The 19,532-nt window shown below is 69.5% G+C and carries 19 protein-coding genes; 12 read left to right on the forward strand and 7 right to left on the reverse strand.

The features are described from left to right. Window positions 1-106: 106 nt before the first annotated feature. Window positions 107-871: an enoyl-CoA hydratase/isomerase family protein gene (locus tag NRB56_RS08075; RefSeq protein WP_319942709.1), complete on the reverse strand. Its 765-nt coding sequence runs from the start codon at window positions 869-871 to the stop codon at window positions 107-109. Between the two features lie 38 nt (window positions 872-909). Then, entirely contained in the window at window positions 910-2,514 is a 1,605-nt protein-coding gene (locus tag NRB56_RS08080; protein ID WP_153339954.1) for a class I adenylate-forming enzyme family protein, read from the reverse strand. A gap of 338 nt (window positions 2,515-2,852) precedes the next feature. Between NRB56_RS08080 and NRB56_RS08085 the strand changes: the two genes are divergently transcribed. After that, window positions 2,853-3,992 carry a thiolase family protein gene (locus NRB56_RS08085; RefSeq protein ID WP_319942710.1) on the forward strand — a complete coding sequence of 380 codons (1,140 nt, stop codon included), beginning with the start codon at window positions 2,853-2,855 and terminating at the stop codon, window positions 3,990-3,992. Between the two features lie 64 nt (window positions 3,993-4,056). Here NRB56_RS08085 and NRB56_RS08090 read toward each other — a convergent pair whose 3' ends face one another. The 3 genes from NRB56_RS08090 to NRB56_RS08100 form a co-directional block, all read right to left on the reverse strand. Continuing rightward, entirely contained in the window at window positions 4,057-5,091 is a 1,035-nt protein-coding gene (locus NRB56_RS08090) for a phosphotransferase family protein (protein ID WP_194290764.1), read from the reverse strand. Further along, window positions 5,088-5,957, reverse strand: coding sequence for a MaoC/PaaZ C-terminal domain-containing protein (locus tag NRB56_RS08095; RefSeq protein ID WP_319942711.1), 870 nt, complete (start codon window positions 5,955-5,957; stop codon window positions 5,088-5,090). The genes NRB56_RS08090 and NRB56_RS08095 overlap by 4 nt, the downstream gene beginning before the upstream one ends. Window positions 5,958-6,169: 212 nt before the next feature. Further along, window positions 6,170-7,054, reverse strand: coding sequence for an LLM class F420-dependent oxidoreductase (locus tag NRB56_RS08100; RefSeq protein WP_153339958.1), 885 nt, complete (start codon window positions 7,052-7,054; stop codon window positions 6,170-6,172). Window positions 7,055-7,247: 193 nt separating this feature from the next. Between NRB56_RS08100 and NRB56_RS08105 the strand changes: the two genes are divergently transcribed. Both NRB56_RS08105 and NRB56_RS08110 read left to right on the forward strand, forming a co-directional pair. Beyond that, complete coding sequence (locus NRB56_RS08105) at window positions 7,248-7,868, forward strand: TetR/AcrR family transcriptional regulator (protein WP_153339960.1); 621 nt, start codon at window positions 7,248-7,250, stop codon at window positions 7,866-7,868. Between the two features lie 177 nt (window positions 7,869-8,045). Further along, the gene (locus NRB56_RS08110) at window positions 8,046-9,281 is read left to right on the forward strand and encodes an amidohydrolase family protein (protein WP_153339962.1); all 1,236 of its coding nucleotides are present in this window, start codon (window positions 8,046-8,048) and stop codon (window positions 9,279-9,281) included. Between the two features lie 7 nt (window positions 9,282-9,288). On the opposite strand, the gene NRB56_RS08115 is transcribed toward NRB56_RS08110, so the two are convergent. Next, the gene (locus NRB56_RS08115; RefSeq protein WP_153339964.1) at window positions 9,289-10,539 is read right to left on the reverse strand and encodes a hypothetical protein; all 1,251 of its coding nucleotides are present in this window, start codon (window positions 10,537-10,539) and stop codon (window positions 9,289-9,291) included. 431 nt (window positions 10,540-10,970) lie between these two features. Here NRB56_RS08115 and NRB56_RS08120 point away from each other — a divergent pair, with 431 nt between their 5' ends. From NRB56_RS08120 to NRB56_RS08155, 8 genes are all read left to right on the forward strand, one after another. After that, entirely contained in the window at window positions 10,971-11,819 is an 849-nt protein-coding gene (locus NRB56_RS08120) for an alpha/beta hydrolase family protein (protein ID WP_153339967.1), read from the forward strand. A 48-nt stretch (window positions 11,820-11,867) separates the two neighbouring features. Then, complete coding sequence (locus NRB56_RS08125) at window positions 11,868-12,218, forward strand: hypothetical protein (protein ID WP_319942712.1); 351 nt, start codon at window positions 11,868-11,870, stop codon at window positions 12,216-12,218. Then, window positions 12,215-12,682 (forward strand): MerR family transcriptional regulator, encoded by a 468-nt coding sequence (locus NRB56_RS08130; RefSeq protein WP_319942713.1) that lies wholly within the window; start codon window positions 12,215-12,217, stop codon window positions 12,680-12,682. The genes NRB56_RS08125 and NRB56_RS08130 overlap by 4 nt, the downstream gene beginning before the upstream one ends. Beyond that, window positions 12,672-12,974, forward strand: coding sequence for a hypothetical protein (locus tag NRB56_RS08135; protein ID WP_153339969.1), 303 nt, complete (start codon window positions 12,672-12,674; stop codon window positions 12,972-12,974). The genes NRB56_RS08130 and NRB56_RS08135 overlap by 11 nt, the downstream gene beginning before the upstream one ends. Before the next feature lie 126 nt (window positions 12,975-13,100). Continuing rightward, window positions 13,101-14,546 carry an NADP-dependent phosphogluconate dehydrogenase gene (gndA, locus tag NRB56_RS08140; RefSeq protein WP_194290765.1) on the forward strand — a complete coding sequence of 482 codons (1,446 nt, stop codon included), beginning with the start codon at window positions 13,101-13,103 and terminating at the stop codon, window positions 14,544-14,546. Between the two features lie 162 nt (window positions 14,547-14,708). Continuing rightward, the gene (locus NRB56_RS08145) at window positions 14,709-15,137 is read left to right on the forward strand and encodes a lipocalin-like domain-containing protein (RefSeq protein ID WP_153339971.1); all 429 of its coding nucleotides are present in this window, start codon (window positions 14,709-14,711) and stop codon (window positions 15,135-15,137) included. A gap of 49 nt (window positions 15,138-15,186) precedes the next feature. Next, window positions 15,187-16,035: a serine/threonine-protein kinase gene (locus NRB56_RS08150; protein WP_153339973.1), complete on the forward strand. Its 849-nt coding sequence runs from the start codon at window positions 15,187-15,189 to the stop codon at window positions 16,033-16,035. A 267-nt stretch (window positions 16,036-16,302) separates the two neighbouring features. Continuing rightward, window positions 16,303-16,851 (forward strand): cupin domain-containing protein, encoded by a 549-nt coding sequence (locus tag NRB56_RS08155; protein ID WP_153339975.1) that lies wholly within the window; start codon window positions 16,303-16,305, stop codon window positions 16,849-16,851. A 202-nt stretch (window positions 16,852-17,053) separates the two neighbouring features. Here the strand turns inward: NRB56_RS08155 and NRB56_RS08160 are convergent, their stop codons facing one another. Beyond that, a complete protein-coding gene (locus NRB56_RS08160) occupies window positions 17,054-18,349 on the reverse strand; it encodes a LacI family DNA-binding transcriptional regulator (protein ID WP_153339977.1) in 1,296 nt (431 codons plus the stop codon). On the opposite strand from NRB56_RS08160, the gene NRB56_RS08165 reads away from it, so the two are divergent. Next, entirely contained in the window at window positions 18,243-19,532 is a 1,290-nt protein-coding gene (locus NRB56_RS08165) for an amidohydrolase family protein (RefSeq protein WP_194290767.1), read from the forward strand. The genes NRB56_RS08160 and NRB56_RS08165 overlap by 107 nt on opposite strands.

Consider the following 19,532-nt stretch of genomic DNA (forward strand, 5'->3'; position numbering starts at 1 on the left):
CACCGAGTGAGCGAATTCCACACGCGCACAACGGGTTATTCCTGGTCGCGCCGCCGGAGGTGCGGGGCCGCGTAATCCTTGCGGTGACAGCCGAGTCGACCGGTGGTCACCGGCCGCGGAAGACCGGGGGCCGTTTCTCGGTGAAGGCGGTGAAGGCCTCGGCCATGTCGTCGGTGGCTACGTTGATCGCGGTGGCCGCGGCCTCGGCGTCCAGGGCTTCGTCGAAGCCGGTGGTCGATGCGGCGTCCAGCAGGCGTTTGGTCAGGGCGAGGGCGATGGGCGGGCCGTCGGCGAGTCGGCGAGCGTAGGCCGTGGCGGTCTCGGCGAGGTGGGCGGTGGGGGTCACCTCGGTGACGATGCCGAGTGCTCGAGCTTGGTCGGCGGTGATCGTGTCACCCAGCAGGGCAAGGCGTTTCGCGGTGTGCAGGCCGACGATCCGGGGGAGCAGCCAGGAACTGCCGGTGTCCGGCGACAGTCCGCGGCGGACGAAGATCTGGCTGAAGAGGGCGTCGTCGGCGGCGATCACGATGTCGCAGCCGAGCGCGAGGCTCATGCCCGCGCCGAAGGCGGCGCCGTGGACCGCCGCGACGGTCGGCTGCGGGAGCCGGTGCAGCGCGCGGAACGCGTCGTTGATCGGGCGCATGACGGTGGTCGGGTGTTCGGCCGGCCGTCCTCCGCCGAGGTCGGCGCCGGCGCAGAATCCCTGGCCGGTACCGGTGATCAGGACCGCGCGATCGGTGGCCGTGACCGCGATCTCGTCGAATGTCTCGCGCAGGTGCGCGAAATCATCGGCCGTGAGGGCATTGCGGCGTTCCGGGCGGTCGAGCGTCACGTGCGCGATTCCGTTGTCGCGCTTCAGAAGTATCGGCACGGTGCTGGTCCTCGGATCGTTCGGTGGTGGATGCCGGCTCATGCCGATCGGTCGCCGGCGGCTTCGGCGTCGAACATCTCGCGGATGCGGAATCGCTGGATCTTGCCGGAGGCGGTCATCGGGAACGAGTCGACGAACCGCCACGTGGCCGGAATCTTGAAGTACGCCAACCTGTTCCGCAGGTATTCGGTGAGCTCGCCGACTGTCACCGCCGTGCCCGGGGCCCGGATCACCGCGGCGGCCACCCGCTCGCCGAGACGCCGGTCGTCGACGCCCACCAGGATCGCGGCGGCGACGCCGGGATGGGCGAGCAGGATCTCCTCGATCTCGGCGGGGTAGATGTTCTCGCCGCCACGGATGATCACGTCCCGGGCGCGTCCGGCGAAGGCGATGTATCCGCCGGCCGACATCGACGCAAGGTCGCCCGTCGCCAGGTATCCGTCGGGGCCGATCGTCTCGGCGGTCTGCTCGGGCATGCCCCAGTAGCCGAGCATGGTGCACGGGGAGAGGGCGCGGATCTCGCCGACGGTGCCCAGCGGCACGGTTCGACCGGTGGCGGGGTCGACGATGCGGACCGTCGTGCCGGCGACGGGACGGCCGATGGTGGCGCCGAGCGTCGCGGGGTCGGCGCCGGGTTCGGTGTCGGTGATGGTGGGGCATTCGGACTGCCCGTAGGTGGTGACGATCACCGCGCCGAAAGCGTTGCGCACCTTGTCGATCAGATGCTGGGTCACGGTGGCCGCGCCGGTCGCCACCGAGGTCAGCGCCACGGTGCGGCCGGATTCGAGGATCCGGTCGGCGATGTCGTCGATCATCGTGGGTACGCCGCCGATGCGGGTGATCTCGCCCATGCCGAGCAGCCGCAGCATCTCGTCCGCGCTGAACCGGTCGATCACCACCATCGCGCCGCCGTCGACGAGGCCGCCGAGGATCACGTGGCAGAAGCCGCCGACGTGGTGGTAGGGAATGGGATTGAGCCAGACGTCGTCGTCGGGGATCACGTCGTGGGCCGCGCGCAGGGCCGCGGAACTCAGCAGCGCGCGATGACTCTGGAGCGCGCCCTTGAACCGTCCGGTGGTTCCTGAGGTGAACTGGATCAGCAGCGGCGCGTCGGGGGTGACCTGTGGCAGGTCGCCCGCGGGAACGGTAGAGGCCCAGGTGATCAGATCGGCGAGGTCGTGGACCGGGATCGGGCCGGCGACCTCGCGCGCGCGGCCCACGAGGGATCCGCCGTCGCGCCCGGGTCCGGCGAATACGACCGCCGGTGTGGTGAGGTCGATCGCGTAGCGGAGTTCGCTGTCGGTCCACGCGGTGTTGAACGGGGCGGCGATGGTTCCGGACAGCGCGCAGGCGTAGTGCAGGATCACCCACTCGACGCTGTTGCGTGACCAGATGCCGACCCGCTCGCCGGGCGCGGCGGTGGTCGCGAGCGCGCGGGCGACCAGCGTCGCCGCGTCGGCGAGTTCGCGATAGGTCAGCTGCTCGAAGTGGTCGCCGACCGGCCACAACAGTGCCCGCCGAGCGTGGATCGCCGGGAGCCGGCGGGCGAGCAGTTGCGGCACCGACTCGGCGATCAGCGCGTCCGACGCCGGTGTCGTCCACTCGGACAGTTCGGCCGGTGTTGTCGCGGGTGTCCTGTCCATCGGCGCGATCCTCCTCGTGGCGGTGCTTCACGGCGGGCGGCGGCACGGCCGCGGCGGCCCGCCGTCACTCGGTGTGACCATAGCAACCCAACTGATTGGTCGGCTACGATCTCGAATCGAGCGCATTGTGTGGGACCGATGCCGATCAATCGGTTGGGTAAGTAGTTCTGCGGCTTCCGGGGGCGGCGTGCGCCGGGTATGGTCGGTCCGGAGGGTTACCAACCATTTGGTCGACCAAGGTGCGCTGTCGTGCCCGACGGCACGTGACCGCGAGAAGATCGGAAAATGGTTGCCCGGCACCGTATCACGTGACCGCCGGGCGCCGGATGGGATGAATCGTGAGAGATGCCGTGATCGTAGCCGCCGTGCGCACGCCGATCGGTAAGCGCAACGGCTCCTACGCCGATGTGCATCCGGTCGACCTGTCGGCCGGAGTGTTACGGGAGATCGTGGAGCGCACCGGAATCGACCCGGCGGTGGTCGACGACGTGGTGTGGGGTTGCGTCCAGCCGGTCGATGCCCAGGCGCTGAATGTGGCGCGCAACGCGGTGCTGGCGGCCGGGTGGCCGGAGTCGGTGCCGGGCACCACGATCGACCGGCAGTGCGGCTCGTCGCAGCAGTCGGCGCATTTCGCGGCCGCTCTCGTGGTGTCGGGTCAGGCCGATGTCGTCGTGGCCGGCGGCGCCGAGGTGATGAGCCTGGTGCCCATGGGCTCGGTCACGCGAGGACAGTTCGGCGAGCCCTTCGGCCCGCTGTTCGGTGCGCGCTATCCGGAGACGCCGAATCAGGGCATCGGGGCCGAGACGATCGCGGCACAGTGGCGGCTGTCCCGGCAGCAACTCGACGAATATGCCCTGAACTCACACGATCTGGCCGCCGCGGCGATCGATCGCGGCGCCTTCGCCGGACAGTACGCACCGGTGGAGGGGACCGGGCTCATCGTCGACGAGGGGGTCCGCCGCGGTACGACACCGGAGCGGATGGCCTCGCTCCCACCGGCTTTCAAGGAGGGCGGGGTCATCCACGCCGGCAACTCGTCGCAGATCTCCGACGGCGCCGGCGCGTTGCTGATCACCACGAGCGAGAAGGCCGCGCGGCTGGGACTACGGCCGCTGGCCCGGCTGCACGGATTCGCCGTGGCCGGCAGTGATCCGGTGACCATGCTGACCGGCCCCATCCCGGCGACCGCGAAGGTGCTGGCCCGGACCGACCTGTCGATCGGCGACATCGGGGCGTTCGAGATCAACGAGGCGTTCGCCTCGGTGCCGCTGGCCTGGCTGGCCGAGACCGGTGCGGACCCGAAGCGGCTGAATCCGCTCGGTGGCGCCATCGCGGTGGGTCACCCGCTGGGCGGCTCGGGCGCGATCCTCATGACCCGTTTGGTGCATCACATGGTGGACAACGGAATTCGCTACGGCCTGCAGAGCATGTGTGAGGGTGGCGGGATGGCCAATGCCACCGTGCTGGAACTGATCTGACCGAGGCCGCCACGAAACGAGCTGTGCCGCCCCGGAATCCACCACGGGGCGGCGCGGGTGTCCGTCAGCGCGCGGTCGTGGCCCGCTCGGCCGCGTCGATCCACGACCGGCACGCCACCCGGAAGCGTTCCAGGCCGCGGTCGTCGTCCATGGCGCCGGAGGCGAACCGGGCATGGGCGCGCAGCGCCGTGCACGCCAGCCGCCACGACGCGAAGGTGTCGTAGACCCAGAAGCCGTCCATCGGCACCGTGGAACGGGACCGGTAGCGGTCCAGCACTTCGGCGACGGTGATCGAACCCGGTGCGGTGGTGGGCATCTCGTCGCCGAGCATCGCTTCCGCGGGCGGCTGCCAGAACGCCACCAGCGCGGCGAGATCGGCCAGTGGATCGCCGAGCGAGGCGAGTTCCCAGTCCAGGATTGCCCGCACCCGGCCGTCGGAACCGACGATCGCGTTGCCGAGCCGGTAGTCGCCGTGCACGATCCGGACCGGACCGCTCGCCGGCAGGTGGCTCTCGATCAGGCCGGTGAGGCTGTGCAGACGGGCCACCGAGTCGGCGGTTCCGGGCTGGGCCGCCGCGTCGATCACGGACCGCCAGCGATGCAACTGCCGCGCGACGTAACCCGAGCGCGGCCCGAAATCGCCGAGCCCCACCGCATCCGGATCGATGGAGTGCAGGGTGGCGAGGATGTCCACGATCTGTTCGGTCGCGGTGCGCAGCGCCGCCGGTTCGACGTCGCGGCTCGCGGCCGTGGCATCGGCGAGGACGAATCCGGGCACGAATTCGGTGATGTGACAAGGCAATCCGAGCGGGTCGGCGGCGGCGCCGACCGCGGCGAGCCGGGGCACCGGTACCGCGCTGCCGGCCAGTGCGGACATGACCCGCACCTCGCGGTCGGTGTCGTGTGCCTTCCCCGAGGTGTGGCCGGCCGGCGGATGCCGGAGCACCCAGCATTCGCCGGCGTTGTCCCGCAGCCGGTAGGTGAGCATGCTGTAGCCGCCGCTGATCCGCTCGCAGGTGAACGGCGGTTCGGCGGCGGGCAGCGCGTGTGCGAGCCAGTCGGCGACCGGGCCCGGCAGTTCGCGGTCGAGGGTGGTCACGCGGCGGCCCCGACACCGAGTTCGGCGAGCAGCGCCGGAGCGTCGTCGCGGTCGGCGACCGTCGCGGTCAGCACCACGTGGTCGTCCTCGTGCCATCCCGTGAGGCGCAGGGTCTCGCCGGGGAACACCACGCCGGTGAATTTCGCGTCGTAACTGCGGACGGCCGCGGTGTCGTCGTCGAGCAGGATGCGCAGCGCCGCTTTCAGCGCGATCCCGTAGGTGCACAGTCCGTGCAGGATCGGCCGCGGGAAGCCGGCGGCCGCGGCGACCACCGGATCACTGTGCAGGGGGTTGCGGTCACCGAGCAGCCGATACCAGAGGGCCTGCTGCGGCAGGGTCGCGACGGTGGTGACGGCGTCCGGAGCGCGGCCGGGCACCGCGATGTCCCGCGACGGGCCCCGTTCGCCGCCGAATCCGCCCTCACCACGGATGAACAGCCGGGAGGTCTCCGTCCACAGCGGCGCTCCGGCGGCGCTGCGGACCGTCGTCTCGAGCGAAACCAGGGCCGCCTTGCCCTTGTCGTGCACGGCGGCCACCCGGGTGTCCGCGAGCGCGCCGTCGGCCCGGGGCGGAATCGGGGCGTGCAGGTCGATCCGCTGGCTACCGTGCAGGTACTGCGACAGCTCGGCCTCGATCCCGGGCCAGTCCAGATCCGGCGGTTCGGCGTCGCGCAGTGAACGCGCCACGACCGCGAACGACGGCAGCACCCGCAGATCCGTCTCGGTGGCGTACGCCAGCTCGGCGGGATCCGTCGGAGCCGATCCGGCCCCCAGCGCCAGGTGGTACAGCAGGACGTCGTCGGGGCGCCAGTCGAACGTCTTCGGCCGGGCCGGCGTGGTCGTGGCCAGGGTCTCATCGATCGGCACGGGTATCGGTCTCTCGCTCGTACTCAACTAACCGGTTGATTATAACTCGACCTGTCGCTGCGGCAAGCATTCTCGCGCGGGGCCGGCGCGACGGACCGTTCGCGGTCGGCACCGGTGCGGTGGTCCGGGGTGATACCGCCGAGAGTCGGCCGGACATCGTCGCGCCGCGTGAACCAAGGACGCGCCGGCGACGGTCCACGAGACCGTTCCGATCATCGGCCGGTCGGATCGAAGGTCGAATTCCACGGCCGGACAACCCGTTCGGCGAACTCGCGGAGTTCCTCGATCGCGGTGCGGGTTCTGGTCCACGGCGCGACGATCACCCGGGTCACGCCGGCGTCGACATACTGTCGCAGGTCGGCGATCTCGGAGATGCGGCCGTGCACGGTCACCTCGATCGGGGTGGTGCGGCCGTGCCGCGCGGCGAGGTCGGTGAGCCGGGCCAGTGCCGCCGGTAGTTCGATGAGGCTGTGGTTCATCGGCATCCAGCCGGCGCCGACGGTGGCGGCGCGGCGCAGGGCGGCCGGGCCGTCGCCGCCGATGTGCAGTGCCGGTCCCGGTCGCTGGACCGGTTTCGGCTCGAAGGCCAGCGGCCCGAAATCGAAGTGCTCGCCGTGGTGTTCGACGACCGGTTCGGACCACAGTCGCCGGCACACCTCGATCGTCTCGTCCACGCGGGCGCCGCGGCGATCGAAATCCAGTCCGACGGCCTCCCATTCGGCACGCAGCCAGCTGGCGCCGAGGCCGAGGGCCAGCCGCCCGCCGGACAGGACGTCGACGGTGGTCGCGGCCCGCGCGGTGACGAACGGGTGCCGCAGGCCGATGTTGTAGACGTTGATGCCCAGCAGGACCCGCCGCGTCCGCGCGGCCAGGTGGCAGAGCACCCCGAAGGGGTCGAGGACCGGGATGTCGGAGGGGATGGGCGGGTGGTCCGAACCGGCGTGCGGGCTGCCGGACGAGTCGATCGGGACCACGAGATGTTCCGGTATCCACACGGATTCGAAGCCGAGGCGGTCCGCCTCCTCGGCGATGTCGGCCCACCGGTCGATGCGGGCGCTGTGCAGCCCGATACCGAACCGCAGCGGTGCGGTGGTCATCGTTCGCTCCTTCTCTCGGCTCGGCGGAGACTCCGGTCCGGCCCGCGTTCGATACTTTACACTGATAGGTAAAATTCCCGGTGGCGGTTCCGCGATCGGGCAGCCGCCGAGACTGCTTGCGGTGCAGGGAAATCTCGACGTGACGGGAAGGTCATGACGGATGCGCGACGCTGAGCCGGGAGGGCGCTGACCGATGGGACGTCCGCAGGTGCCCTTGGTGGATCCCGAGGTGGCGGTGACCAAGGCGCTGGAGATCATCGACCGGGACGGGCTCGCGGCGCTCAGCCTGCGGCGGCTCGGCGCCGAGCTCGGCGTGACCGGTGCCGCGCTGTACCACCACTTCGCCGACAAGGAGGAAATCCTGCGTGGAGTGACGGACTTGGTCATCCGGCGGGAGGTGATCCCGACGATCCCCGGTGGCACCTGGGAGGAGTACGTGCTCCAGTCGGTGAGCCGCTACCGCGCCGCTCTGCTCGCGCATCCGAACGCCGCACCGCTGATGACACCGCCCGGCGGGCAGGTTGTCGCCGACAATCTCCGACGCGAGTTCATCGTCACCAAGATGCTCGATTCCGGAGTTCCGCGGCGGCTGTGCTACCCGATCCTGGACAGTATGGAAATTATGGCGTTCGGGTCGGCGATGACGAATCTGCGCCGCCTGCCGCTGCACGAGCGCCTGGGGTTGTACGACCGCAGCGAGCATCCCAACCTGCAGAAGGTCGTGCGCGCGACCCCGAAGTCCGCGGAGCGCTTGTTCCGGCTGGAGCTCGAGGCGCTGCTCACCGGCTGGAAGACCCTCATCTCCGGTGAGTGAGAAGCCGCTCGCCGTGGGTGGAGCGGAGTCTGGCGGTGTCCGGCTGTGCTGGTGGCTTTGTCCTCGAATGCGCACGGCGGCAAGCGTTTCGGCGCTCTCGATCATTTACTAGACAGTGTTAAATTCTGCCCTTACGATGAGGTTGCCAGACCATCTAGTTGCCTGGAGGTAACTGTCATGTCCCGGAAGTTGGACTTCCCGGTTTTCGATGCCGACAACCACATGTACGAGACCACGGATGCGTTCACCAAGTACTTGCCGGACAGTCACGCCGGCCTGGTGAAGTACGTGCAGGTCAACGGGCGCACGAAGATCGCGCTGCGGAACGTGATCAGCGAGTACATCCCCAACCCGACCTTCAACAAGGTCGCCCCGCCCGGTGCGCAGGAGGTCGAGTTCAAGCTCAAGAACCCCGCCTCGCGCACGAAGGCGCCGAAGGAGGGCGACAAGGTTCTGGCGGACCCGCCCAAGTACATCGAGGCGCCGCCGGCGTTCTTCAATCCGCAGGACCGGCTCGAGCTGATGAACGAACTCAGCATCGACCGCGCGCTGATGTGGCCGACGCTCGCGAGCCTGCTGGAGGAGCGGCTCGCCGACGATGCGGAGGCGACCCATCTCGTCGTCCATGCCTTGAACGAGTGGATGTTCGAGCATTGGTCCTACAACGTCAACGAGCGCATCTTCCCGACGCCGGTGATCACGCTGCCCATCGTCGACGAGGCGATCCGCGAATTCGATCGCGTGGTCGAACGGGGTGCCCGGGTCATCCTGATCCGGCCCGCTCCGGTGCCGGATGTGAAGGGTGCGCGCCGGTCGTTCGCGCTGCCCGAGTTCGACCCGTTCTGGAAGCGGGTCGAGGAATCCGGGGTGCTGGTCGGCATGCATGCCTCCGACGACGGATACCAGCGCTACATCAACGAATGGGAGGGCGAGCAGGGCGAGTTCCTGCCCTTCACCCGCCGGACCTCCGGTTTCCGGGAGATCCTGCACGCGGAGTCACGCGGCATCAAGGATGTCGTGGCCTCGATCATCGGTCACGGCCTGGCCACCCGATTCCCCGGGATCCGGTTCATGCCGGTCGAGAACGGCAGTTCGTGGGTCCGCCCGCTGGTCGACACCCTGCAGAAGGTCTACGACCGCGCGCCGCACGCGTTCGACGAGGACCCGATGGTGGCGATGAAGCGGTCGATCTTCGTGCACCCGTTCCACGAGGAGGACGTGCTCGGCCTCGTCGACGTCGTCGGCGCGGACAACATCGTCTTCGGCTCGGACTATCCCCACCCCGAGGGCTTGTTCGACCCGGTGACCTGGGTCGACGAGCTGGATTCGCTGGACCTCGAAGACCGCAAGAAGATCATGGGCGCCAATCTCGCCGCGCTGATGGGAGTCGACCCGCTCGCCAAAGCGGTCTAGAAGAAGGTCAGGGCGCCGGATCGGTCAAGGTGGTGATCGTCCGGCTGACCCGGCCGGCCGCCTTCGTGTCGCCGGTGGCGGCGTGCACGCGGTGCTGCCAGTGCAGGCAGTCCAGGACGACGGCGCGGACGTCGGAGTCGATCAGGGCACGTGGCACCAGCCGGCCGATGATGCCGTTCAGCCATCCGACGGCATCGGCGGCCGCGCTGAGATCGTCCTGTTCGAACATGCGCTGACCGAAGTTCACCGCTACCGCCGCCCAAGTCGGGGCGAAATCGCCGGACTGCCCCTGCGGACTCGTGGCGCCCTCCTGCGACGCGGCCGCGAAGAGGGCGTGCGCCTCCAGGCCCAGCAGGATCTGGTCCCGGCCCGGAACCGCGAACTGCAACCGCGCCAAGGTCTTCGCGAGCCCGAGGCCGGGCTGCGCGTCACAACGCATGGCCGGCACCAGGATTCGATCCTCCGGGGCCGCCGCGGTGAAACTCGGTGGCAGCACGCCGCTGTCGGCGGCGGCGAGCACCCGCGCCAGGGTCGGCTGGTTGGCGCGGATGTATTCCGATCCCGGGCATTCGATCGGGCCGCCGGTGGCCATGACCAGTGTGTGCGCCGCACGGGCCATGTCGTCGCGACCCGCGGAGGCGTGCACGACCCGGGATACGTTGGCCGCCACCCGCAATGCGATCGCGTGCGCCGGCGCCAGGGCCGCCGGGTCGAACGTCCGGGACATGCTCAGATAGCCGCGCACCGACCGATCCGCCGCGGCGGCAGCGAGATCCGGATCGCCGCCGATGATCAGTTGCACCAGGCCGACGTGGGCGAGCACCCGTGCCGTCGACTCCATCGGCCAGCCCGGATCGAGCGCCGACAGCGCGGCGTGCTGGGCATCGACGATGGCCGACAGCGGCCGCCCGGCCGCCGCGTGCACCCGCGCCCGCCGCAACACGACATCCGCGATCAGCTCCCCGGTCTCCGCCTCGCCCTGCCTGGTGTAGGCCGACTCGGCGCCGTCGAGAGCCGTCGTCGCGGCCGCGTGATCGCCTGCCTCCAAATACCATTCGCCGAGGGTGTAGAGCATCGAACCGAGCCGGTACCAGGTGTCCGCCTGCTGCGGCTCGGCCACGATCAGCTCCCGCGCATGGGTGCACGCCAGTTCGTAACAGGCGGTGGCGGCGTGCCGATCGTGCTCACGTAAGCGCCAGGCTTCCCCTTCGAGCCAGATCACTTCACGCATATCCAGTGGCGGAGAAAAAGACGACACCGTCCCATCATGACATCCGGCGAAAGTATGGCGAATTCCGATGCGGCCGTGAAAAATTCGTATCGAAATGTTCATATGCGGGGTGGGCCGGACCGTGTCGCCGCCGTCTCCGCTTCCGCGACTTCGCGTTCGGATTGATCGGGACTTCCATCGGAATTCTTCTGCATCTGATCGGAACGAGGCGCTTGTCCAGGCGCTCCGCGTGGTGAGGCCGGGCGATGCCCGTCCCGGCGTCGGCGGTGCCGGGCGTGGACACGGGCGGAAAGGGTTGCGCAAATGCGACATTCGAGGATATTCGTCGAATACTCGTTGTGGTATCACGAACAGATCACCGGCGCCGGTCTGTGAGTCGGCACGAAGCGGATTGATCCGCGCCGTTTTCGTCCGGCCGGCCATAAGGTTCGAACCGATACCGAACCAGTGGGGACACTATGTTTCGAGCTTTTACCGGCGAAGGGCGATCGGGTGCGCTGCGGCGGCTGATCGGGGTGCTGCTGGTGAGCGCCCTGCTGCCGCTGTCCTGGGGCGCCGCGGCGACACCGGCCGGCGCCGAACCGGGACCGGTCCGGATGGTGACCGATCCGCGTCTGCCCGGCCACACGATATACCTGCCCGCCGAGCCGGCGGAGCACACCCCGGTGCTGATCTGGGGTGAAGGTGGTTGTGTCGCAATGAATTCGCTGTACGTCGACTTCCTCTCGGCGATCGCGGCGCGCGGCGTGATGGTCATCGACAACTCCGAGCCGTACGGTCTCGGACTGCTCGACCAGGCGGTCATGAACGCATCCGTGGACTGGGTGGGCGCCGAGAACGCGCGACCGGGCGGCCCGTATTCGGGGCGACTCGACGCCGGGCACATCGCGGTCGCCGGATGGTCCTGTGGCGGACTGCAATCCTACGAACTGGCCGTGAGCCGGCCGGAGATCGCGACCGTCGGCATCATCGACAGCGGTCAGATCGTCGTCGACCAGGCGCAACTCGATCGGCTGCGCGCGCCGGTGTTGTATCTGCTGGGCGGGCCCACCGACATCGCCTACGAGAACGGGGTCCGGGACTTCGAACACCTCCCGCCGGCCCTGCCCGCTTTCCTGGGCTCGTCCGACACCGGCCACTTCGGCACATTCCTGCAACCCCGTGGCGGCGCCTACGCGACTCTGCTCGGCGACTGGATTCGCTGGCGCGTCGCCGGCGATCCGGTGGCAGCACGAACCTTCACCGGTCCGGCCTGCGGACTGTGCACCACGCCGGGATGGTCGGTGCGACGCCGCAATATCGACTGAGAAGTCGGGGTTGCATCCGGTACCGAAGTACAGGCTTACCGTGAGGTCGTGACCGACAACGACCTGTATACGCAGATGACGACTCTCTCGGCGTGCACGCTGCCGACGGTGCGGCGCCCGGCCCGTCTCGCCGAATTCGACGACCTCTTCGCCCGCTCGGTGACCGCCACGGCCCGCCCGTCGGCGACCCGGCTGGAGTTGCGGCTACGCGAGGGCGCCGAACCCGTGAGCCGTGATCTGGCGGCCCGCGAGTCGAACTGCTGCGCGTTCTTCACCTTCACGTTCACCCCGGACACGGCGGGCACCGTGATGGGAATCGAGGTCCCCGCCGAACACCTCGACATCCTCGACGCGCTCGCCGGGCGCGCGGCGGCGGCCGGGCCGGGAGCGAGCCGGTGACGAGCCTGCGCAGCGGGGAACTGGCGGCCGCGGCCGGGGTGAATCCGCAGACGTTGCGCTACTACGAGCGTCTCGGCCTGCTGGCCGAGCCCGATCGCTCGCTGGGCGGCCATCGGCTGTATCCGGAGCAGGCGGTGACGGTACTGCGGGTGATCAAGGCCGCCCAGCGGCTCGGATTCACCCTCGACGAGGTCGCCGGTCTGCTGGCGGGGACGCGCTACGGGCACCGGAGACGCCCCGACACCGGACTGCGCGTCCGCGCCGGCGCGAAACTCGCCGAGGTCGATGCCAAGCTCGCTGAGCTGACGGCAGTGCGTGACACCCTGCGCGCGGCGCTGGCCGCCGGATGCGACGACCTGATCGAATGCAGCGAAAACCCGTGCTGCCCGGTGCCGTTCGACCCTCCGCGCTTCGACACCGATCTCGCGATCGAGCCCGTGAGCGGTGATCGATGTGGCTGCTGAGACCGATACCACGCGGCGATGGCGGGCCTCGATCGGCTTGGGCGCCGTCCTCTGTGTGGGCTGCTGCCTGCTGCCGCCCCTGGCCGCGGGCGGATTCCTCGGCGGCGCACTACTGGCGGGCCTGTCCTGGCTGCGACCGCTCGGATTCGCGCTGCTGGGAATCGGTGCCGCGGGGTTGGTGTGGTCATGGCACCGTGCCCGCCGTCGCGGGTGCGGCGTCACGGCCGGCGGATCGCGCGACGGCTGCGTCAGCACGGGGTGCGCCTGCACCGAACGGCAACTTCCCAGGTAGCGGCCCGTATCGGCTACCCGATGCGCGCACGTGACCGGTGTGGGGCCGGAGGGCGGACGGACTCGCCGTCGCGCGCCGGGACGCCGGGGCGACCGAGCGCGCGGCACCGATGCAATGATCGGAGGCATGGCTTCTTCCACCGCAACCGCGCAGATCGGTGTCACCGGTCTGGCCGTGATGGGCAGCAACATCGCCCGAAACTTCGCCCGTAACGGTTACACCGTGGCCCTGCACAACCGCAGCGTCGCCAAAACCGATGCCCTGCTCGCAGCCCACGGTAACGATGGCAGCTTCGTTCGCACCGAGACCATCGAGGAATTCGTCGGTGCGCTGGAGAAGCCACGCCGAGTGCTGATCATGGTCAAGGCGGGTGAGGCCACCGACGCGGTCATCGAGGAACTCGCCGGCGCGATGGAACCCGGCGACATCATCATCGACGGCGGCAATGCCCTGTACACCGACACGATCCGGCGCGAGGCCGCGATGGCCGCGCGCGGGCTGAACTTCGTCGGCGCCGGCATCTCCGGGGGCGAGGAGGGCGCGCTCAACGGACCGGCGATCATGCCCGGCGGGCCCAAGGAGTCCTACGAGTCGCTGGGGCCGCTGCTGGAATCGATCGCCGCGAAGGTCGATGGAGTCCCGTGCTGCACCCACATCGGCCCGGACGGATCCGGCCACTTCGTGAAGATGGTGCACAACGGCATCGAATACGCCGATATGCAGCTCATCGGCGAGGCCTACCACCTGCTGCGCGACGCGCTGGGCCTCGGAGCGGGCGAGATCGCCGACGTGTTCACCGGCTGGAATTCCGGTGAGCTGGAGAGCTACCTGGTCGAGATCACCGCGCAGGTACTCCAGCAGACCGACGCGAAGACCGGGCAGCCTCTGGTCGATGTGATCGTGGACGCGGCCGAGCAGAAGGGCACCGGCCGCTGGACGGTCAAGTCCGCGCTCGATCTGGGTGTCCCGGTGACCGGGATCGCCGAGGCGGTCTTCGCCCGCGCCCTGTCGGGCTCCCGCGCCCAGCGCAAGGCCGCCCAGGGTCTGGCGTCGGGAACGCTGGCCGAGAAGCCCACCGACACAGCACAATTCACCGAGGACATCCGGCGAGCCCTGTACGCCTCCAAGATCGTCGCCTACGCCCAGGGGTTCGACCAGATCGCCGCCGGCAGCACCGAATACGACTGGGATCTGCACCCCGGTGATCTGGCCACCATCTGGCGCGGCGGCTGCATCATCCGGGCTCGTTTCCTGGACCGGATCAAGGAGGCGTACGAGCAGAACCCCGCCCTGCCGAGCCTGATCCTGGCCCCGTACTTCCGCGAGGCCATCGAAGAAGCGGTCGACAGCTGGCGGCGAGTCGTGTCCGCGGCGGTGCGACTGGGAATCCCGGTGCCCGCCTTCGCATCCTCGCTGTCCTACTACGACGCCCTGCGCGCGGAACGCCTCCCCGCCGCCCTCACCCAGGGCCAGCGCGACTACTTCGGCGCGCACACCTACGAACGCACCGACGCGGAGGGCAAGTTCCACACCCTGTGGAGCGGCGACCGCAGCGAGGTGAGCGCCGAATAGTCGTTGCACCGCAACGACTCACGACCGGCGCCCGGGCGCACTGCGGCGCTGCCGAAGCTTCGGCAGCGCCGCAGTGCCGCACCGGGAGTCGTATCCTCCGGCAGCCATCCGGCGCGTGGAACCGACCGGGCCGCACCGCTGTGCGGGGCTAGCATCGGGAGCATGGACGTCGAGGAACTGGTAGGCCGGTGGAACCTGACGGCATGGACCGCGACCGACGAAAACGGAACGGTATCAGCACCTTTCGGTGACAACCCCCAAGGTTGTGTGATCTACACCCCCGGCGGCTGGATGAGTGGCCAACTCGCCGTTGCCGATCGGCGGCAACTGCCGACACCGGTGGTGTTCGCCGGTACCGAAAGCGAACGGGCCGAAGCATATTCGAGCTACCTCGCCTACTGCGGCGAATACCGGCTGGAAGCCGGCGAAGTCGTGCACACGTTGCACATGAGCCTGTTCCCGAACTGGGTCGGCGGCGAGCAACGACGCACCGCCGAACTGTCCGGCGACCGGCTGGTACTCGCCACACCGCCGACCCCGATGGGCGGTCGGGTGCTGGTCAACCGGTTGTACTGGATCCGCGCGGAGTAACGGCTACGCCCGGTGTGGATTCGGGTGATGGACGACCTACGCTGAGCCGGTGTTGTTGCAGCCGCAGGACCGCTTCGCGGGGTTCGTCGTTCGCGCGCTACTGGGATCCGGTGGTAGCAGCGAGGTGTATCTCGCCGAGGATGTGGCGCGGCAGCGCACGGTGTCGTTGAAGATTCTCGGGGCCGGGGAGAGTGCCTCGCCGGCCGGGCAGGCGCGGTTCGCGCACGAATACGATCTCGCTGCGCGACTGGATCATCCGTCGATCGTGCGGGTGTGGGACCACGGCCGGTTCGGGGGACGGATGTGGTTGGCGGCCGAATACGTCGACGGGGTGGCGGCCTCGGAATTGGCTCCTGCCCTGCACGACAGCCGGGATCTGGCGGTGGCGTTGCGGGTGCTGGGCGGAATCGCCGAGGCGTTGGACTACGCCCACGGCCGGGGTGTGCTGCATCTGGATGTCAAACCGGCGAATATGCTTGTGCACCAGCACAATCCGACTCTCGTCAAATTGTCGGACTTCGGTTCGGCGCGGCTGCTGGACGAGCCGCCGCCGCGGCTGGACGGCTTCGTCATCGCGTCGGTGCCCTATGCGGCGCCGGAATTGTTGCGGGGCGGTCCGCTGCTTCCGGCGACCGATCAGTACGCCCTGGCCTGCTCGGCGGTGGAGTTGCTGTCCGGTCGGCCGCCGTTTCCGGGATCGGACCGGTTCGCGATCGCGCACGCCCAGATATCCGCGGATCCACCGGACATCTCGCGGCGGCAGCACTGGATCCCGCACGCGGTCGCTTCCATCCTGGACAAATCACTCGCGAAGGATCCGCGGGCCCGATACGACTCCTGCACCGAACCGATGCGGCTGATCGCCCATGCGGTGCGGGACATCGATCCTGCCGACTGAATCCGACTCTCGTGCGGTGCTCCGGCTCCGGTCGATGACCGTGCCGGTACCGGCCGTGCTTTCCGGGACGGTACGGCTGCGCGTTCCGATGCGAACGCCGGTCGCGGCCTGCGGATCTGCGCGTACGGACAGCGTTCGTGCGCGCTGTGACAACCGGAGCTCGGGGCCGGGCCGATAGCGTCGCGGTCACGGCGGCCCGTGAACGGCGGGGCGTAATTCGAATCGGTGGCGAACAAGCCGGTCACCGAACAGGCTGGAGGAGTTCGTATGCGCAGGATCGTGGTCGGTGACGACGGCACCGGACAGGGACGGATCCTCTCCGACGAGACCATCGATCCGGTGACCCTGGCGCTGTTGCCGGGCGCCGAACTCTATCGGGCGTGGGAACTCGACGAGGCGCCGCGGCTGCCGGTGGACCGGATTCCCGACGGGACCGGCGTCCGGTACTTCCCGGGGCCGGGCGGGCTGCGCTTCGGGTTCATCTCCGTGCCGCCGGGGCTGTCCTACGAACCGGATTCCGCTGTGCCCGAGGATGTGATGGCCTCGGTCCTCGCCGAGGCGGAGACCAAACTGCCCGGCCTGCTGGAAACCTTCGACACCGAACAGCCGGGCATGCATCGCACCGCGACAGTCGATTTCGTGGTCGTGCTCAGCGGCGAGGGCCGGATGCGGCTCGACGGCGGCGTCGATGTGCCGCTGCGCGCGGGGGATTGCGTGATCCAGAACGGCGCATTGCACGGCTGGTTCAACGACGGCGAGGCGCCCTTCGTGTTCTGCTATTCGCTGTGCGGGGTCGCCGCGCCGGCGGGCGCGTGACGCGTCGTCGGCCCGCGGATCCGTCGGGAGCCTTGGTTACCCGGCCGATCCGTCGACCGCGGGGCGGAAGTAGCTCGCGTTCGAGGCGATCGGCAACGACCTGACGGTGACGCTGGGCGCCGCGACGACGTCGGACATTCGATGCCCGCCCGTCGGTAGCGCCGAACGGAGCGAATGAATCGATCCCGCATCGTGGTGGGACTCACTCGGGCGGGTCGCGGACGATCAGATCGGCGGTGAACACCTCCGACGGCTGGGTGACGCCGGTGCGCAGCCGGGCGATCAGCAGCCGGGTCGCGGCGACGGCCTGCTGCTCACGCTTGGTGTCGATCGCGGTCAGCGGGGGATGGTGCAGGCGGGCGATCATGCCGTCCGCGGTGATCAGGCCGATGTCGGCGCGGCCCGCGGCGGTCAGGGTCGCGGCGACCCCGTGTGCGATGGAATCCAGCGGTGCGTAGACACAGTCGGTGTCCGGAAAGTGTTGCAGCAGTTCGACGGCGGCCCGGCGGCCGGCCTCGCCGCGGGCCCGGCCGGCATCGGCCACCGCGATGCGCGGCGGCAGGCCGTGCCGCTCGCACCAGGCGAGGTAGGCGCGGCGGGTGCCCGCCGCGGTCTGGCGGCGGCCGGCGTCGACGATCAGAGCCGGCCGGGAACGGCCGCGGGCGAGGAAATGGCCCAGCGCGCATTCGACGGCACTGTCGCGATCCAGCGATACGGTCGCCACGTCCGGCCGGTCGGAGTCGCCGCTGATCACCACCACCGGCAGCCCGCGATCGGCGAGCCGATCGATCAGGTCGTCGTCCGGATCGGGATCCACCAGCAGCACGCCGTCGACGGCGAGCCCCGGTACCCAACTCGCCGGATCCGACGGCGGGACCAGCGTGAGCGCGTAGCCCGCGTTGATGCTCTCGGTCGCGGCGGCGGCCGCGGTGCGCATGTACCAATCCAGCCGGCCGTCGTGGTCCGCCCCCTCGTCGGACATCAGCGAGGCGACGATGCCGAGCACGGTGCCGGATCCGGTGCGCAGCGCGCGGGCGCGCGGGTCGGCGCGGTAGCCCAGATCGGCGGCGACCCGCAGGATGCGTTCGCGGGTGCGGTGATCGAGGCGGCCCTTGCCGTTGAGCGCGTGCGAGACCGTGGCGACGGACACCCCGGCGGCGCCGGCGACATCGCGGATGGTGGGGCGTGCGGCGGCCAGCGTGACTCCTCGTTCTCGGTGCGCGTCGGCTCGGCTGCCCGCGATGGTCGCCGGGCTCGCTCCCGATGCTACACGCTGCGGTAAAACGTTTTGGCAACACGATGTTAAAGCGAGTTCACGCCGACGCAATCCGCGGCCGTCACGCTGTCTCTCATCCGATGCCGAAACGTTTTGGCAGAGTTGGGAGGCACCGATGACCGGCCGCACCGTATTCACCGGCGGCACGTTGTTCCCCGTGCACAACCCCGGTCGCGAACCGTATCGCGGCCACCTGGTCACCGATGCGGCGGGGACGATCATCGAGATCGGCGCGGGGGAGCACGTGCCGGGTCCGGAACCGGAGACCGTGGTGGATCTGAGCGGCGCGCTGGTGCTGCCGGGATTCGTGTCGGCGCACAGTCACCTGTGGCAGAGCGTCTTTCGCGGTGTGGCCGACGGTTGTTCGACCATGGCCTGGATCGAGCGGCTGCACAAGCGGTTCGGGCCCGCGCTGGAACCCGGTGACATGTACGCGTTCACGCGGCACGGCGAGCGGGATCTGTTGCGGCACGGCATCACCACGATCTGCAATCACACCCACGAATTCGGCGCGGGCCCGGCCGAGCAGTGGCAGGCGGCGCTGGATTCGACCGCGCGCATCGCCTATTCGTTCTCGCCGCCGCTGTGGTCGTCGGCGGCCGAACGGCTCAGCGTGCTGGACAAATTCCTCCACCTGATCGCCGACGACCGGCACCGGGTGCTCGCCCTGTCGATGAACACCACGGGGCCGCACAGTGTTTCGGAGATGCGGCGCGAGAGTGCGCTGCTCGGCGAACTCGGCATCGGTCTGCACGCCCATTATCTGGAGGATCCGAACGTCGCGGCCGTGCAGCAGGACGGCTTCGACGATCTAATGGCGGGCGGGCGGATCGGGCCGGACACCGTGCTGGCTCACTTCATCCACACCACCCCCCGCATCCGCGACGCCGCCGCGCACGCCGGTGCGGCGATGGTCTGGAACCCCTTGTCCAACGGGCGCTTGGGATCCGGGATCGCCGACATCCCCAGGTACCGGGACGCCGGCCTGCGCATCGGCATGGGGGTGGACGGTCAGGCCAGCGCCGACACCCCGGATCCCTTCCAGAACATGCGCACCGGGCTGTATCTGCTGCGCGCCGCGACCTGCAACGCCGCGATCCTCGACGCCCGCACGATACTGCGCATGCACACCCTCGACAGCGCCGCCGTGCTCGGTGTCGACCGGGTCGTCGGCAGCCTCGAGGTCGGCAAGGCGGGCGATTTCGTGGTCTGCGATCCGGCCGTGCCGTGGACGGATCTGCCTGCCGCGCAGCTGTGGCCGCTCGCGGTGCTGGCCTTGTCGGCGGCCGACATCACCGACGTCTATCTCGGCGGGCGGCGGGTGTCCGGTGGGCCCGCCGACCGCGACCGGGCCCTCGAACACGAGTGCCGGGACCGGGTTTCCCGCCTCCACCGCGCCGCCTGA

It is taken from the genome of Nocardia aurantia (assembly GCF_009604425.1).
Taxonomy (GTDB): Bacteria; Actinomycetota; Actinomycetes; order Mycobacteriales; family Mycobacteriaceae; genus Nocardia; species Nocardia aurantia.

Coding starts and splice junctions, on each gene's coding strand:
- NRB56_RS08105 (WP_153339960.1), top strand. CDS start 7,248: ATGGGACGTCCGCAGGTGCCCTTGGTGGATCCCGAGGTGGCGGTGACC.
- NRB56_RS08155 (WP_153339975.1), top strand. CDS start 16,303: ATGCGCAGGATCGTGGTCGGTGACGACGGCACCGGACAGGGACGGATC.
- NRB56_RS08160 (WP_153339977.1), bottom strand. CDS start 18,349: ATGATCGTCCCCGCCGCATCGGTGACCAGGTGGCCGCGATACGGTTCG.
- NRB56_RS08110 (WP_153339962.1), top strand. CDS start 8,046: ATGTCCCGGAAGTTGGACTTCCCGGTTTTCGATGCCGACAACCACATG.
- gndA (WP_194290765.1), top strand. CDS start 13,101: ATGGCTTCTTCCACCGCAACCGCGCAGATCGGTGTCACCGGTCTGGCC.
- NRB56_RS08165 (WP_194290767.1), top strand. CDS start 18,243: ATGACCGGCCGCACCGTATTCACCGGCGGCACGTTGTTCCCCGTGCAC.
- NRB56_RS08080 (WP_153339954.1), bottom strand. CDS start 2,514: ATGGACAGGACACCCGCGACAACACCGGCCGAACTGTCCGAGTGGACG.
- NRB56_RS08120 (WP_153339967.1), top strand. CDS start 10,971: ATGTTTCGAGCTTTTACCGGCGAAGGGCGATCGGGTGCGCTGCGGCGG.
- NRB56_RS08145 (WP_153339971.1), top strand. CDS start 14,709: ATGGACGTCGAGGAACTGGTAGGCCGGTGGAACCTGACGGCATGGACC.
- NRB56_RS08100 (WP_153339958.1), bottom strand. CDS start 7,054: ATGACCACCGCACCGCTGCGGTTCGGTATCGGGCTGCACAGCGCCCGC.